Genomic DNA, 14,155 nt, shown 5'->3' on the forward strand with positions numbered 1-14,155 from the left:
TACATGTTTGAACAAAGCTTAATAATCGCCGCGGCTTTTGGCTGTGGTTTAGTGGCTGGTATTTTTGTGGCATTTTCAAATTTTGTAATGCCTGCTTTGGCTAGGCTGAATGCTCAGCAAGGTTTAGCGGCCATGCAAAGCATTAATATCTCGGTGCTTAACCCAGGATTTTTAGGCTTGTTTATGGGCACGGCAATCTTGTGTTTAGTGGTGCTTGTTTGGCAGGTGTTTTTTGCCGCAACAATTAACCTATGGCTGGTGGCTGCGGGCCTTTGTTATTTACTGGGCTGCTTTGCGGTGACCGCGTTTGCTAACGTACCAAGGAATAAATCGCTGGCGCTAATTTCCGTGGGTGATGCGCTAAGCGAAGCACAAAGCTTGCAGTGGCAGCAATATTTAGCAGAGTGGACCTATTGGAATCACTGGCGCAGCCTTGCTTCTTCTCTAGCGATGTTACTGTTTATGTTGGGGTTACAGTAAACCTGCTATTTGTGAAGCTGCAATTCTATTTGCTGTTCGTTGCTACAATCTATGTGCTTATCCCATCTAATTTAGCGCTTGTATCCGGTGCTGCAAACATCCTGTTCTCTCGACTTTAAGTTTTTTTGGGGGGGCGATAGGCTTTGTTTGCTGTGCAGCCTTGTTTGAAAAATCTGCTCCTGCATAATGTTATCCTTCTTGGCTACTTCAATAAGGTTTCATTATGATTAATATCGACTGGTTACAAACCTATTGCACCTTAATTGAAACCGGACATTTTACTCGCACCGCAGAAAAGCTAGCGATGACTCAGCCTGGCGTAAGCCAGCAAATTCGTAAGCTAGAACACTACTACCAGCAAACTCTGTTACAACGAGAAGGCAAAAGCTTCACGCTCACAGAGGCGGGCAATCAAGTGTATTTGCAAGCGCAGCAAACCTTGGCTCAACTTAACCAGCTTGAACTGTCACTTAAACAAGATGATCCTCATGCCGGTTTGTGTCGGATTGCCAGCCCCGGCAGCGTGGGTTTGAAGCTCTATCCAAATCTGTTGGATTTACAAGCAAAATACCCTGATTTGGTGTTTGATTATAAATTTGCACCCAATGCTAGCATCGAACAAATGCTGGCCGATCGTCAGCTTGATTTAGGTTTTATTACTCGCCCCAGCACCCTAAGTGAGTTGGCTACCCAAGCCTTCGCAGAAGAGGCTTTGGTATTGGTAACACCGGCACGATATAACAATGCTAGTTGGCAAGACTTATTAGATTTAGGTTATGTGGACCACCCCGACGGCGCTCATCATTCACAATTGTTATTGTCAGCCAACTACCCAGAATTCGAGCAAACGAACCAATTTAAACTTCGCGGATTCTCTAACCAAATTAGTTTGATTTTAGAGCCGGTTGCGATGGGCTTGGGCTTTACGGTGTTGCCTGCGCACGCAGTGGCCGCTTTTGCCAAACCTGAGCTTATTGCTGCTAGCCATTTAGCTAATCCAGTGAGTGAAACCATTTATTTGGTGCAACGCCGTTATCACCGTTTGGCTTCGCGCTTTAAGTTAGTCACCGACAATATGCAGCAGTGTTTGGTGCAGAAACAGCCTGATTAAGGCTGGTTAAATTGTGATTAATATCACATTTAGGTGTCCGTTCACCTAAAGCTTATTAAACTAATTATGTGAGCTTATAAGGTATTGAAAATAAATAATTTAATTTTCTTGTTTGTTTAAATTATTGTCGGTTAATTTTACAATTATCAATTAAAGAGTGGTCGTTTTTTCGCTAAGTGCTTGTAAGTAAAGCTATTGATATAAAGGTATATTTCTTGCATTTGTGCGCTCGCTAACAAACTAAAGCAAGGAAAGCGGAAAAATGAAACAAATAAAAAAAATAACGATGTTTGCCATGTTCATCTCAAGTATGGTGTTTTCACAACAATCGGCCGCTACGGTCATCGCTCTAGATCCTCTGGAAGACGTGATTGTAAGTAGTGATATTTTTGATTGGGTTTGGGCCTCGCCTTGCTCAGGTGGCTGTAGTCAGCTAGTGGATAATTGGGAATACGCTGGTGGTTTATACGACGATGCTTTAAATGCGGCATTAGGTGTAAGTACTTGGCGTTTCGCTAGTTTGGCAGAGCTTGCCATTATTCCTGCTAGAGATTTATTTAAAGATGGGAATAAATGTGCTGCTCAGTATTTTGACAACACCTACAGCCATTGTGATTTCAATGATCCTATGGTGAGTTCTATTAATGGCGGTAATCAAGATACTTTATTAGTGCGGGTTAATAATCTTTCTCTACCAGCGCAGGTTAGTGAGCCAACAACCGTAGCCATTATGTTGCTAGGTTTGGGCGGATTGCTTATGAGACGCCGTACTTCGGCATAATCGCTAGCGCTAATTGTCTATTCTTTGATTTAAGCCCGCTCTATTGCGGGCTTTTTGTTTTTATCATATAAAGCAAATTGGGGGCTGTTGATCTTTGTTGATGGTTTTTTCAACAATACTGCCCAGCGGGTTCGGAAAAGCGAACTTTACTCTTTGTTGAGCACTTCTTACTTAGCCTACTAGGTTTCAAAGTGTTCGCCGCGATTGAAGTCCGCTTATCTCGAACAAAATTTCAACACCAAAGGTCAACAGACCCTTAGGACTATCGAGAGAGTTAGCAGGATGCTAAAGCCCGACCCACTAGCCAAAAAACTAAAAACTGGCGATTTGGTGTTTTTTTCTGGCAAAGGTTTAAGTAGCGACATTATTCGTTACGGCACGTTTAGCAAATGGTCACATGTTGGCATGGTGCTAGAGCTAGAAGCCTATGACTTTGTGACCCTTTGGGAAGCAGTTCCTAATTCAAAAGATACCTGTTTGTATTCTCAACAAGCCAGCAATGGGGTGCAGGTAGTGCCGCTACACCAACGGGTTAAACAACACTTGGGCAGTATTTCAATTCGCCAGTTGTTAGGTGGAACCTTATCGGATGTGCATTTAAGCAAATTAATGCAATTACTTGAACAGCTAAAACTACGCCATTATGAACAAGACTTTTGGGAGCTGGCTCGGGCTGGATGGGAAGGCCCATTTGGTGAGAATCAAGAAAACCTCGATTCATTATTTTGCAGTGAATTAGTGGCAGCAGCCTACCAACATATTGGTTTGTTGGATAAGCAAAAGCCTTCAAATGAATACACTCCTGCGAATCTTTCAGAAAAACAGCTTACTCATTTAAACGATGGTTTCTATTTGTCACCTGAAATTGATTTGTTCTCAAATTGATAATGGGCGAGAAAAAGGACGCTTTGGCTAATTAATTAGGCTTACCTGCCAAAGCGTCAACATGACCAAACTTATTGCATCGTCCAGTCACCCCCTAAACTTTTATGTAAACCAACTATGCTGTTAGCGGTTTGCAGCTGAGCAAGCACTTGTGCGTCTTCAAGCAAGTTTTGCTGGCGTTGCGCATCTAAAACAGCCAAGTGGTCCAGTAGGCCAGCTCGGTATAGTGAGTTGGCTTTACTTAATGCAAGATCGGCTTGTTCGCTTGCTTGCTCTATGTTGCTGGCAAACACTTGGCTATTGCCATAGGCCATTAACATGGTCTCTACTTCAACAAAGGCTGCATTCACGGTTTGTTGGTATTGCAAGGCGCTGTCGTTAAATCTCTGCTGCTGTATTTCTACCAAGGCGTCGTTTCGTCCGCCATCAAACAGGTTCCATTGCACCCCTATGCTAGCGAGCCAAGCGGCAGAGTCTGCTTTGAATAAATCATCAAAATTCTCAGCACTTAAGCCTGGCCCACCGGTTAAGAAAAAGCGTGGGTAACCCGCTACCAAACTGGCCGCTAGTTCTTGATTCACCGCCGCCATTTCGCGCTCCGCAATATTGATGTCGGGGCGCTGGTTAAGTAAATCAGACGGCAAACCTAAGGGGATCATGCCTTCAAAGTCTGGCAAGGCTTCTGGCTCCCCAAGTTGTTCAGCCAAGCTAGACGGGGTTTGCGCAAGTACTAAAGCCATGCGATTTAAATGCACACTTTCGGCACTGTTAAGCTGGGGCAGGGCCGCGCGGCTTAAAGCCAGTGCACTTTCTGCCTTGGCTACATCCATATCTGAACCGTAGCCGCTGGCGCTGAGCGATTTAACCAGTTTAAGGACGGTTTCTTGCTCACTAATATTTCGTTTAGCAATGGCAATACGTTGTTGAGCACCGCGATATTGTAAGTAGTTATTAATGATCTCTGCGCTCACTAAGGTGTGCATGCCTTGATGGAAAATTTCGGCCTGCTCACCCCTAATTTCTGCAGCGTTTACTTGCTTGTCTATTCGGCCAAACAAGTCCATTTCCCAACTTACATTTATGCCAGCAAAAAAGCCGCCGTTTTGCTGCTCAATTAAGTCGAACTCTCCGCCCGATATGGGATTTTCAATACCAAAAGCGGGGCCCGCTAAAGGATCGTTTTTACTGAGTTGGTAGCTGGTGTAGCCACCACCTAAGCTCACGGTTGGTACTTTAAATGACGCTACCGCACTGCGATAAGCTTGCGCTGCTTGAACGCGGTTAGCCGCCATTTTAATGTTTAAGTTTTGCTGCTGAGCTTGCAGCACCAAATCATTTAAAATGGGGTCGTTAAATTGCTGCCACCACGCCGCCTCAACCGTTTGTTGGTTTACAAACTGATTAGACTGTTGCTCAGAGTACACGGTGTCTACCGATGTCTCTGGCATTTGATATTCGGGAGCACTAGCACAAGCGGTTGCCAATACTGAGAACACCATTACCGACAGGGCTTTGCTTGTAGTTAAAGGCTTAATTTTGTTCATGGTTTAGCTCCGAACTTACACTTAGATCTTCAGCTTTGTTTTCGGTTTGTGGGTCACGGTAAAAAATCCGATACCACGCCGGCATAATGATTAACGACAAGAAGGTCGCTACCACCAAGCCGCCAATAATAATCGCTGCCATTTGGTCAAATAAACGGTCACTAAGTAGCGGTACCATGCCCAGTACGGTGGTTAGTGCGCCCATCGAAATGGCCATGGTGCGGTTAATTGTGGCTTCTACAACGGCCTCGTTAATGCTTTTACCTTGTTTGCGTTCTAGTTCGATTTGATCAATGAGCACAATGCCGTTTTTGATGATCATTCCCGATAGCGCAACTGCGCCAGTTAGGGCCATAAAGCCAAAGGGTTTACCAAAGAAGAACAGCGTCCAAGCGCAACCTATCGCGGCTAGCGGCAAGGTAATTAGGATAATCGCAGGCTGTTTTAAGCCATTAAACAGCGCCACCATTACAATCACCATCATCAACGTCGCTTTTGGAATTTGCTTTAAGGTGTCGTCAATTGCGCGTTTTTCATCGTAGTACTCGCCACCCCATTCAAAGTTGTAACCATAAGGCAATTCAATGGCTTGAATTTGCTCGGCTAACTCTTTGCGCACATCCGAAGGTGTTTGGCCAAATACTTCTGCTTGCGCAGTGATAATTGGTACTCGATTACGGCGCCAAATAATGCTTTGCTCTTCGCGGGTTTCGAATCCGTCGACAACTTGGCTAAGCGGCACAGTGTGTAAACCCAATAGTGAGCGAACAGGAATGTTCTCTAATTGCGCAATATCGGTGTTACTGCTTTGCATTTTAATTGGCAAGGTCTCATCGCCTTGGCGCAGCGCACCCACAACAACACCGCTAGACGCTCGTTGGATAGCCAGTGCTACGTCGCTGCGATTAATACCTGCGCGGCGCATTTTGTCTTGGTTCATAATTGGCACCAGCTGTTTACTGGTTTGTCGCCAATCATCACGTACATACTTGGTATTAGGGTGAGCATTGAAAATGGCTTGAGCTTGCGCTGACAAGTCTTGCAGAACTTGCGGATCGGGGCCTTTAAAGCGCGCTTCAATGGCAAACTTATCCTTGGTGGCTAGCTTTAAGTTTCTAAAGCGAGGTTCAGCATTAGGGAACCGCCTCATTAGCCAGTTATCACCACGTTCAATAAGCGGCGCAATAGATTCAAAATCTTTTGCATTAATCAGAATTTGCCCGTAACTGCTATCAAATGGTTCTGGCTCAACGGTTACCGAGAAGCGCGGAGCACTGGCGCCTATGTAGCTTGAAATGCTGCTTACTTCCGGTTGCTCCAATAACCAGTCCTCAATCACTTTCATATCACGTGACACCACCTCGGTTTGTCCGCCGTTGGGTAGCCAGTAATCTAGAAATAAGATGGGCCTATCGGAGCCAGGCATAAAGTTAATCGCAATTTTGGGAACAATTAAGGCGGTAACAAGTAAAGCCGGAATGATGCAAGCAATAGCGCTAAAGGGTTTTGCCACTACCCAGGTAAGAACCTTGCGCGCAACTTGGGCAAACTTTGGCTCTGGCTGGTCTACTTGTTTAGCCTTAGGTTTAATGAAGGCCCAACACATCAGAGGGGTAAGTGTCATCGCCACTAACCAAGACAACAGCAGTGAGCTACAAAGTATTTGGAATACCGAAATAGAAAACTCGGCAGCATCGGTTTGTGATAACAACACTGGGGTAGCACCCATAATGGCGATCACGGTAGCAGCGAGTAAGGGCACAGCGGTTTCTTTTACACTGTTAGTGGCGGCTTGATAGCGCTCTATGCCTTGGTTGAGTTTTGCCTTGAACATGTCGGTAATAACAATGGCGTTATCTACCAGCATACCTAGCGCCAAAATAAACGAGCCAACCGACACGCGTTGTAAATCAATGCCAGCAACTAGCATGTAAATAAGGGTAATAAGCAAGGTAATAAGCAAGCTACTGCCAACAATGGCAGCACTGCGCAGCCCCATAAATACCCAAAGCACTGCCACCACAATAAGAATACTTTCAACTAAGTTGCTTACAAAGTTATTGATAGACTTTTGCACTTCGTCGGGCTGAAAGGCAATGGTGCCAACCTCGGTGCCAAGTGGAAGTTCGCTAGTAAACTGCTGAATCACCTGTTTTAGGGTGTCACCCAAGGCCACGACATTAATGCCATCAACTGGGCTTACTGCAACGGTAATCGCAGTACTGCCGTTATAGCGGCTTTCTGATAAAGCTGGAGTTTGGTAATCCAAGTAAACATCGGCGATGTCACCTAGGCGAATTAAGCCAGAGCCGAGTTCGGCAATACCAGATTTAAGCAATAGATTCTGAATATCACTTAGGTTTTCAAAGGTGCCGCTTTGGCTAACTCTTATGCGCTCTTCACCAAGTTTAAAGCTGCCAGAATCTAGCACCATGTTTTGGGTGGTTAATTGGCTAAATACTTGAGCAGCCGAGAGTTGATGCTCTGCTAAGCGCTCGCTTGGCAAATCAATATTAACGATTTGCTGGGGAACACCATGTAGCTCTACTTTTTTAATGCCATCAACGGCTTTTAAGCGGCGTTGTAACTCTTTGGCATGGGCTTTTAACTCAGCTGGCGCAGCGTCGTCGCTGTGTACTGCAAACAACATCCCGTATACTTCCGAGAACTCATCTTGCACGATGCTAATTTGCGCACTGGCCGGAAGCTCTAGTTTTACGTCGTTAACTTTGCGACGTAATAAATCCCATTGCTGAGGAAGCTCTTCTGAGGTAGTGCTCTCTTTTAGGTCAACAAAAATCATTGAACTGCCAGGGCGAGAAAGGCTGCGTAGCTTCCACACCGAGCCCATCTCTTGCAAGCGGGTTTCAATTTTGTCGGTAACTTGCAGCTCTACTTCCTGGGCAGATGCCCCAGGGTACAAGGTAACCACTACCGCACTTTTTACGGTAAACGAAGGGTCTTCTAATTTACCTAATCCAATGTAAGAGCCAATGCCTGCAATAATGCATAACACGGTAAAAAAGCATACAAAGGTGCGTTGGCGAATCGCGAATTCTGCGAGGTTCATCTTAACCCTCCTTCGCGTCTAATAAATCACCTACTTGCTGTCCTTCGCTTAGGTAACGGCTACCAGCAACAATGATTTTGTCAGCTTCTTTAAAGTCGCCGCTTACGCATACGTGTTGCTGGGTTTGGTTTACGATTTCACTGGCTACGGCTTCAACCTTGTGATTGTGAACGCGGTAAACTTTGGCTTCTGCGCCATTAAGAATGAGTGCCGAATGCGGCAAGCAGTAGCGAGCTTGTTCAGATTGCGAGAGCGCTAAGCTTAGTTGAACCGATTTGCCCGGATACACCTCATCGAGAGTCTGCTCAAGCTTAAGTTTTACCGTATAGGTTTGCTTGATGAGATCTGGCACGGTGGCAATCTCACTCACCTTGGCGTTTATGCTATCGGTTTTATCGTGCCAACTAACTTGCGCAGCTTGGCCAATGCTAAAGGCATTAATTTGATTCTCTGGCACTTCTATCACGGCTTCTAAGTGCTCGGGCTGGTGTAAGGTAAACACGCGTAGCGCAGGTACTGCTTGTTCGTGTTCTTCGGCGAAACGCTGAGCAATTACCCCATCAAAAGGCGCGCGTAATTCGGTATAACGCAGTGCATCTTTAGCGCGTTGAATATTCTGGTTCACCACTTCAACGCTGGCGTCGGCGCGTTGTTTGCCGCTAAGTGCGCGGTTTAGGTTAACCGGTGCTATTGCATTGTCTTGGCTGGCTTGCTCAACCCGCTGGTATTCGTTGTGGGCGAGGGCTTGGGCCGACTCTGCTTCAAGTAGCTTGGCTTCTAGCTCAAGCAGGCTCACTTGGTAGTCGTGTGGGTCTAAGCGCGCAAGCACTTGCCCCTTGGTCACGCTTTGGCCATTGCTTACCAGTATTTCTTGAATGGTGCCCGGAACACGAAAGGCCAGCTTAGAGCTGGTACTCGATTGCAGCACACCGTTGTAATAGCTGTTATTAGCTTGGGTGGCGGCACTTAGGCTGACTACTTTAACAGGGCGCAGCTTTACATTGCTAATGTCTGCGGTTTGTTCGGTACTGCATGCGCTAAGCAAAGTAGCGCTTAGTGCTAAAGCGAGATAGGAGTATTTCATTGCGTGCTCCGGTGGAAGGATTAATTGCACGCATGGTAAACAGTTTCATTAAGGCTATCTGCTAGCTAATCTGTTCTTATGTGTCACAAAAAACGTGACAATTACAAATACTCCGGTACACGAGAAGCAATATAATCTAACAGTAGCCGTGCCGTATGGGTTAAACCGTTACGGCTTGGGTAGACCATCCATGCGTCTTCAGAAGAAGAGACATGGTCTTTCATTAAGTGGCATACCGTGCCTTTTTCTATCATCGGATAAGCCAAAATATAGGGCACTAAGGCTATGCCTAAACCCGCCTCTACAGCTTGGGCAATGTGGGCGTAGTTATTACTAATATGGTGATGGCTTACTTCGATTTCTTGGTTGGTAAATTGCCAGCGATTCTCTAATTTTTGGCTATAGCTTCGGTAAATAATGCAGCTATGGTGCAGTAAATCTTGAGGAGTAACAGGCACTGGGTTTTGTTTTAAATATTCGGGGCTGGCAATAATCACTTTGCTAAAGCCGCCTAGCTTTCTTGCGATAAAACTAGAGTCGTCTAACGAGCCTACATACATAGCCATATCCAGGCCATGCTCAAATAAACCTTGGTAGCTTTCGTTAGAATAACGTGCCTCAACATTAATATCGGGATAGCGCTGTTTAAAGTTTTTAAGTATGTCGATCACATAGTGATCACTACCTACATTAACCCCCATTTTTACTAAACCACTCGGGCTAGCTGTGTGGCTATGCAAAGCGCTGTTTGCGTCGTTAAGGCGGCGAATAATGTCTTGCATGCTTTCGTAGTACTGCTGGCCTTGGGTGGTAAGGTTTAGCTTACGTGTGGTGCGAACAAACAAACGGGTACTTAGGCTTTGTTCTAATTCGTTAATGCGTCGGCTTACATTAGCGCGAGGTAAATCGAGAGAGTGGGCCGCAGCACTAAAACTGCCCGATTCCACCACTTTTATGAATAAAGAAAGATCTTCTACTCGCATACGATATTGTCACCAAATTAGATACAAACTGAGCGAAGATTAACAGTATTGATGAGCAATTCAAGTTAAGCGCTTAGCGTTACAGCCTTAACAACGGCACAAACTGTATTGGCACTGTCTCACCTGTAAGACGAGCTAACAGGTACTCGTTTAGTAGCCTTCTTAGGCAAGGTTAAACTTGCGGCCATTATTTGCGGCTATGGAATGCCGCTCTTTCTAAAGGGCATTTCATTATTAGCAGGTAAAAAAATGAAGAAGACAATATTAGCAATAAGCTTGGCGGCGATCTCATCTGGCGTAATGGCAGAGCAAGCTGCCGAGGCAAAAGCCGACGTGAACTATGGCGATCCAACCGCCACCTTTAGCTCTTTAGGTATTTCTCGCAGCAACGAACGTACTCAGCTAAACGGCACCTATGGTTGGGGAGCGGGTAATATGATTTTTGCTGATTTAGGCGCTGCCGATAAAAAAGATGAACAAGGCAAAATTGATTTTGATTATCGCGTTCGTTACTTCAAAGTAAACGATGGCTTGGGTTACTCGGTTGATGTGGTGGGAGATCGAAATACCACTACCGCTTTGGTAGGGGGGATGTACAAATTTGATATCACCAAAAATATCTCACTGTTCCCCATGCTTTATGGCGGCTACATGAAAAGTAAGCTAGATATGCCAATTAAAGACAGTAGCGAAACCTTTAAAGACTCGTCCTTAGTACAGGGCGGCTTATACGCCATGTACGCCTTCGACGACGGCCATTGGCTTTACGCCAACCCAAAAGCCACTTACGTAAGCCGAGCTAAAGATTTTGTGCCGCAAATTGAAGTGGGTGGGGGTTACATGATTAATAGCAATATGTCGGTAGGCTTTAAAGTTGACCACACAGCAGAGAGCAAAATCTCGAAAAAAGACACCGTAGGGTGGCTGCAAGCCAGTGTCTACTTCTAGTGACAACTGCAGCGTAAACTCAGTAGCGCTTAGCTCTGCTGAGTTTACGCCCCACATCTGCATTTTGGGCGAATACAACGGTAGAAAGAGTGCTTAGCTAAAGGCTTAAAAAGCAGGTATTTTCTGTGATTCCTACTTTCTGCAAGTGTTTGCAACCTCTAATACTGATATTTTTGTTAACTTTAGATCTGGGTAGCTGATGTAGCCCAAGAAAGATGATAGCCTTTGTATTATAAAATATATGAAAAGAAGGGCCTTGTTTAAACAAGGTTTTTCCTGTTAATAAGCTGTTAGCCATCAGTGTTACCCACATCAGTAGATTAACAATTTAATCTGTTAGTCTCTACATAACAAACAATAAACAATAAATAATAAGGAAATGAATTGCTATATTTGCCCAGTAGAACTAAAACTCTTCTTGAAACTGACCCTATAATAAAAGCTTTTGTTTACTCTTGTATTGCCAAGTTAACCCCTTGGATTAATGACAATAAACCCATCTTTTTTCCCGAATATACAGATCATGGTTTTACTCACTTAAACGAAGTCTTATTAACAGCAGATGGTATTATTTCAGATGAAAGTTGGGCTATTCTTACACCTAAAGATGCAGCTGCAATGGTCGTGTCTGTTTTATTACACGACTGTGCAATGCACATGACTGTGGATGCTTTCGACGCTTTAATTAATGATAAATTCCCTTCAGTTACTTCACGTTATACGGGTAAGGAGAAAAGCTGGAGTGATGTTTGGAGTGATTACTTTGCTGAAGCTAAAAGGTTCGATGCAAAGAAATTGTATTCTATTTTTGGTGACGAGGTTCCTGTTAGAAATATCCCTTCAAATAAGATTGATTGGACAGATAGGGATAAGTTACTAATTGGAGAGTTCATTCGTAGGCACCATGCTAGAATGGCTCACGAAATAGCATTCTATGGCGTACCAGGTATTGATGGAGCTTCTATTGATTTAAGCGATGAGCAACAGAGTATCTTTCTTGATTTATGCGGGTTTATTGCTAGAAGTCATCATTTAGGTTTGCGTCAAGCCGTCGATATGATTGAGAAAAATACGAGACGAGTTCATCTAAATACTCACGTGCCATTTATAATGCTTATTCTAAGGATTTCTGATTATATCCAAATTCATGCAGAACGAGCACCAAATCAGTTGTTAAGCTTAAAAACACTAGTAAGCCCAACTTCAATTGGAGAGTGGAAAAAGCACAATTCAATTGTAGATATGCATCAAGAGCATGACGATCCTGAAGCTATATACGTTGATGCAGAACCAGAAGATGCAATTGTTTATGAAGAATTAAAAAATCTTTTTGCTGGTATTCAATCTGAATTAGATCTTTCATGGTCAGTTTTAGGGGAGGTATACGGTAAATCAGAACACCTTAAACATTTAGGTATAAAAATTAGAAGAATTAGAACATCTTTAGATTCATTTGATGACTTTATAAGAAACAAAAAACCTAATTACATCCCTAAAGTTCTAAGTTTTAAAACAGCAGATTCAGAAATGATGGAGTTGTTAATAGCTCCCCTCTACGGCGATAAGCCAGAAATTGGTATCAGGGAATTAGTACAAAACTCAATTGATGCTTGTTCAGAACTTAAGGATACTTTAGTTAAAAATGGTCGTCCGTATAATATCGATTCAAACTTCGATGTTTGTATAACACTTCATGACATAGATGGGGCTAGTAAAGTTGTAATTGAGGACTTTGGTATTGGAATGACTCTTGATGTAATCGAGAATTATTTTCTAAACATAGGAGCCTCATTTAGAAATAGTGACAGATGGAAGAAAGATCATGAAACTGATGGTCATTCCAATGTATATAGAACCGGAAGGTTTGGTATAGGTTTATTGGCGGCATATCTGCTTGGTGAAGAACTTGAAGTTGAAACTCGGCATGTAAGTCAAGGTGAAAACCAAGCTCTTAGATTCAAATGTAGAAAAGGCTGCGATAATATTATTGTATCTCATACTGATTTCCATATAGGAACGAAAATAACAATAAATATAAATGATAAAGTGAGAGAGATTTTGGCTGCCGACGAAGAGTTATGGGATTGGTTCTCTCTTTCATCTATTAAAGTTAAAAGAAAAATAATAGGTGATTTAGAAGAGGTGGACTTGGAACAATCCAGAGTTGTACCTGATTCAGATTCAAATATTGATGGTACTCCATGGAACCGGACATTAGCTGATGGGTACGATGATATTTTATGGACATATGATGTAATTAGAAAGAGCAGGTATAGACATAGTCATACTTCTTTATTTTGTAATGGAATAATTATAACTGACCATATGTACTTGAATGATTTTGATATATCAGAAAGGCTAGGTGTTATTGATATAAACCCTCCTTCAATAAATGTATTTGATCAAGATGGCCGTCTACCTATTAATTTGGAGCGTTCTAGTCTTGTTGGCCGCTCTTTACCATTTAAAGATGAAATATCAAAAGATTTGTCTAGGCACTTGGTTAAGAACATGATTTCATTTATTAAAAACCTTGGCCCTATTAAGTTAGATAAAGATTTGGTAAGTGAACTCGCTAATTTTTCAGTGCCAGGTCTAAAAAAGAAAAATGATTACCAGAACATTGATGTTAGTAAGCTGCTCATTAATGACAATAAGTTGGTTCCTTTAGACTATGAACTTCTCTTTAAAAATAACATCAATACTATTTATGTTGATGCGGTAAATTTAGGGAAGAATACAGGTTCATTTACATCGCAGGAGTTTATGAAAAAGTGTAAGTCCTATCTTTTCGTAGATAAAGTTACTGACTCAAAGAAAAGTCGTTCATCTTTTATTAGGACATTTTTTGAATTTCAAGAAAATTATTGGATGAAGAAAATTGGGGTGGCAGCATTGCCAATATGTGGGAGACGGATTTTAATTAAAAAATCTGATGTAGAAGAAGTCGTAGCCCCAGGTTATGTTCCAAGGACCTTTTGGAGTAGGTTAGAATGTGAATGGAGTAATGAAACATGGGTTTTAATGGCTATAGGTAGCATACCCCAAATAGACTTTGATGTAGAAAAAATTACAAAAGAATTAGATAAAACTAAATCTTTTGGGTTTGCCTCTTTTTATTTAGAGTGGAATGAAAGGGAAGATAGCGAATCATCTTCAATATTTTCAAAAGCGTGGCTAAATGAAAATAGTCAACTACCGTATATGGAAAACTCCTAACAAGAACATCAAACGGAAAATTATAGTTAGCTACGCTCGTTCCTCGCACA

At 43.0% G+C, this 14,155-nt stretch carries 10 protein-coding genes; 6 read left to right on the forward strand and 4 right to left on the reverse strand.

Features of this window, described 5'->3' with window-relative positions; genetic code table 11:
- Nucleotides 1-3: 3 nt before the first annotated feature.
- The 4 genes from ACYFDN_RS08120 to ACYFDN_RS08135 all read left to right on the forward strand — a co-directional run bounded on the left by ACYFDN_RS08120 (nucleotide 4) and on the right by ACYFDN_RS08135 (nucleotide 3,257).
- On the forward strand, nucleotides 4-480 hold the full coding sequence (locus ACYFDN_RS08120) for an anthrone oxygenase family protein (protein WP_483510700.1): 477 nt from the start codon (nucleotides 4-6) through the stop codon (nucleotides 478-480).
- A 223-nt stretch (nucleotides 481-703) separates the two neighbouring features.
- Nucleotides 704-1,591, forward strand: coding sequence for a LysR family transcriptional regulator (locus tag ACYFDN_RS08125; RefSeq protein WP_483510701.1), 888 nt, complete (start codon nucleotides 704-706; stop codon nucleotides 1,589-1,591).
- Nucleotides 1,592-1,853: 262 nt separating this feature from the next.
- Nucleotides 1,854-2,372, forward strand: coding sequence for a PEP-CTERM sorting domain-containing protein (locus ACYFDN_RS08130; protein ID WP_483510702.1), 519 nt, complete (start codon nucleotides 1,854-1,856; stop codon nucleotides 2,370-2,372).
- Nucleotides 2,373-2,654: 282 nt separating this feature from the next.
- Nucleotides 2,655-3,257 carry a YiiX/YebB-like N1pC/P60 family cysteine hydrolase gene (locus ACYFDN_RS08135; RefSeq protein WP_152779981.1) on the forward strand — a complete coding sequence of 201 codons (603 nt, stop codon included), beginning with the start codon at nucleotides 2,655-2,657 and terminating at the stop codon, nucleotides 3,255-3,257.
- Between the two features lie 71 nt (nucleotides 3,258-3,328).
- Here ACYFDN_RS08135 and ACYFDN_RS08140 read toward each other — a convergent pair whose 3' ends face one another.
- From ACYFDN_RS08140 to ACYFDN_RS08155, 4 genes are all read right to left on the reverse strand, one after another.
- A complete protein-coding gene (locus ACYFDN_RS08140; RefSeq protein WP_483510703.1) occupies nucleotides 3,329-4,801 on the reverse strand; it encodes an efflux transporter outer membrane subunit in 1,473 nt (490 codons plus the stop codon).
- Complete coding sequence (locus ACYFDN_RS08145; RefSeq protein ID WP_483510704.1) at nucleotides 4,788-7,871, reverse strand: efflux RND transporter permease subunit; 3,084 nt, start codon at nucleotides 7,869-7,871, stop codon at nucleotides 4,788-4,790. The genes ACYFDN_RS08140 and ACYFDN_RS08145 overlap by 14 nt, the downstream gene beginning before the upstream one ends.
- Nucleotide 7,872: 1 nt before the next feature.
- Nucleotides 7,873-8,955, reverse strand: a complete 1,083-nt coding sequence (locus ACYFDN_RS08150) for an efflux RND transporter periplasmic adaptor subunit (protein ID WP_483510705.1) — start codon at nucleotides 8,953-8,955, stop codon at nucleotides 7,873-7,875.
- A 101-nt stretch (nucleotides 8,956-9,056) separates the two neighbouring features.
- Entirely contained in the window at nucleotides 9,057-9,938 is an 882-nt protein-coding gene (locus ACYFDN_RS08155) for a LysR family transcriptional regulator (RefSeq protein WP_483510706.1), read from the reverse strand.
- A 249-nt stretch (nucleotides 9,939-10,187) separates the two neighbouring features.
- On the opposite strand from ACYFDN_RS08155, the gene ACYFDN_RS08160 reads away from it, so the two are divergent.
- Together ACYFDN_RS08160 and ACYFDN_RS08165 are read left to right on the forward strand one after the other, a co-directional pair.
- Nucleotides 10,188-10,886, forward strand: coding sequence for a hypothetical protein (locus ACYFDN_RS08160; RefSeq protein WP_483510707.1), 699 nt, complete (start codon nucleotides 10,188-10,190; stop codon nucleotides 10,884-10,886).
- 384 nt (nucleotides 10,887-11,270) lie between these two features.
- A complete protein-coding gene (locus tag ACYFDN_RS08165; RefSeq protein ID WP_483510708.1) occupies nucleotides 11,271-14,105 on the forward strand; it encodes an HD domain-containing protein in 2,835 nt (944 codons plus the stop codon).
- Nucleotides 14,106-14,155 lie beyond the last annotated feature (50 nt).

It is taken from the genome of Agarivorans sp. D1326, assembly GCF_056958115.1.

Excerpts from the sequence above, each read along its gene's own strand:
- ACYFDN_RS08120 (WP_483510700.1), top strand. The coding sequence starts at position 4 with ATGTTTGAACAAAGCTTAATAATCGCCGCGGCTTTTGGCTGTGGTTTA.
- ACYFDN_RS08150 (WP_483510705.1), bottom strand. The coding sequence starts at position 8,955 with ATGAAATACTCCTATCTCGCTTTAGCACTAAGCGCTACTTTGCTTAGC.
- ACYFDN_RS08155 (WP_483510706.1), bottom strand. The coding sequence starts at position 9,938 with ATGCGAGTAGAAGATCTTTCTTTATTCATAAAAGTGGTGGAATCGGGC.
- ACYFDN_RS08125 (WP_483510701.1), top strand. The coding sequence starts at position 704 with ATGATTAATATCGACTGGTTACAAACCTATTGCACCTTAATTGAAACC.
- ACYFDN_RS08135 (WP_152779981.1), top strand. The coding sequence starts at position 2,655 with ATGCTAAAGCCCGACCCACTAGCCAAAAAACTAAAAACTGGCGATTTG.
- ACYFDN_RS08130 (WP_483510702.1), top strand. The coding sequence starts at position 1,854 with ATGAAACAAATAAAAAAAATAACGATGTTTGCCATGTTCATCTCAAGT.
- ACYFDN_RS08145 (WP_483510704.1), bottom strand. The coding sequence starts at position 7,871 with ATGAACCTCGCAGAATTCGCGATTCGCCAACGCACCTTTGTATGCTTT.
- ACYFDN_RS08160 (WP_483510707.1), top strand. The coding sequence starts at position 10,188 with ATGAAGAAGACAATATTAGCAATAAGCTTGGCGGCGATCTCATCTGGC.
- ACYFDN_RS08140 (WP_483510703.1), bottom strand. The coding sequence starts at position 4,801 with ATGAACAAAATTAAGCCTTTAACTACAAGCAAAGCCCTGTCGGTAATG.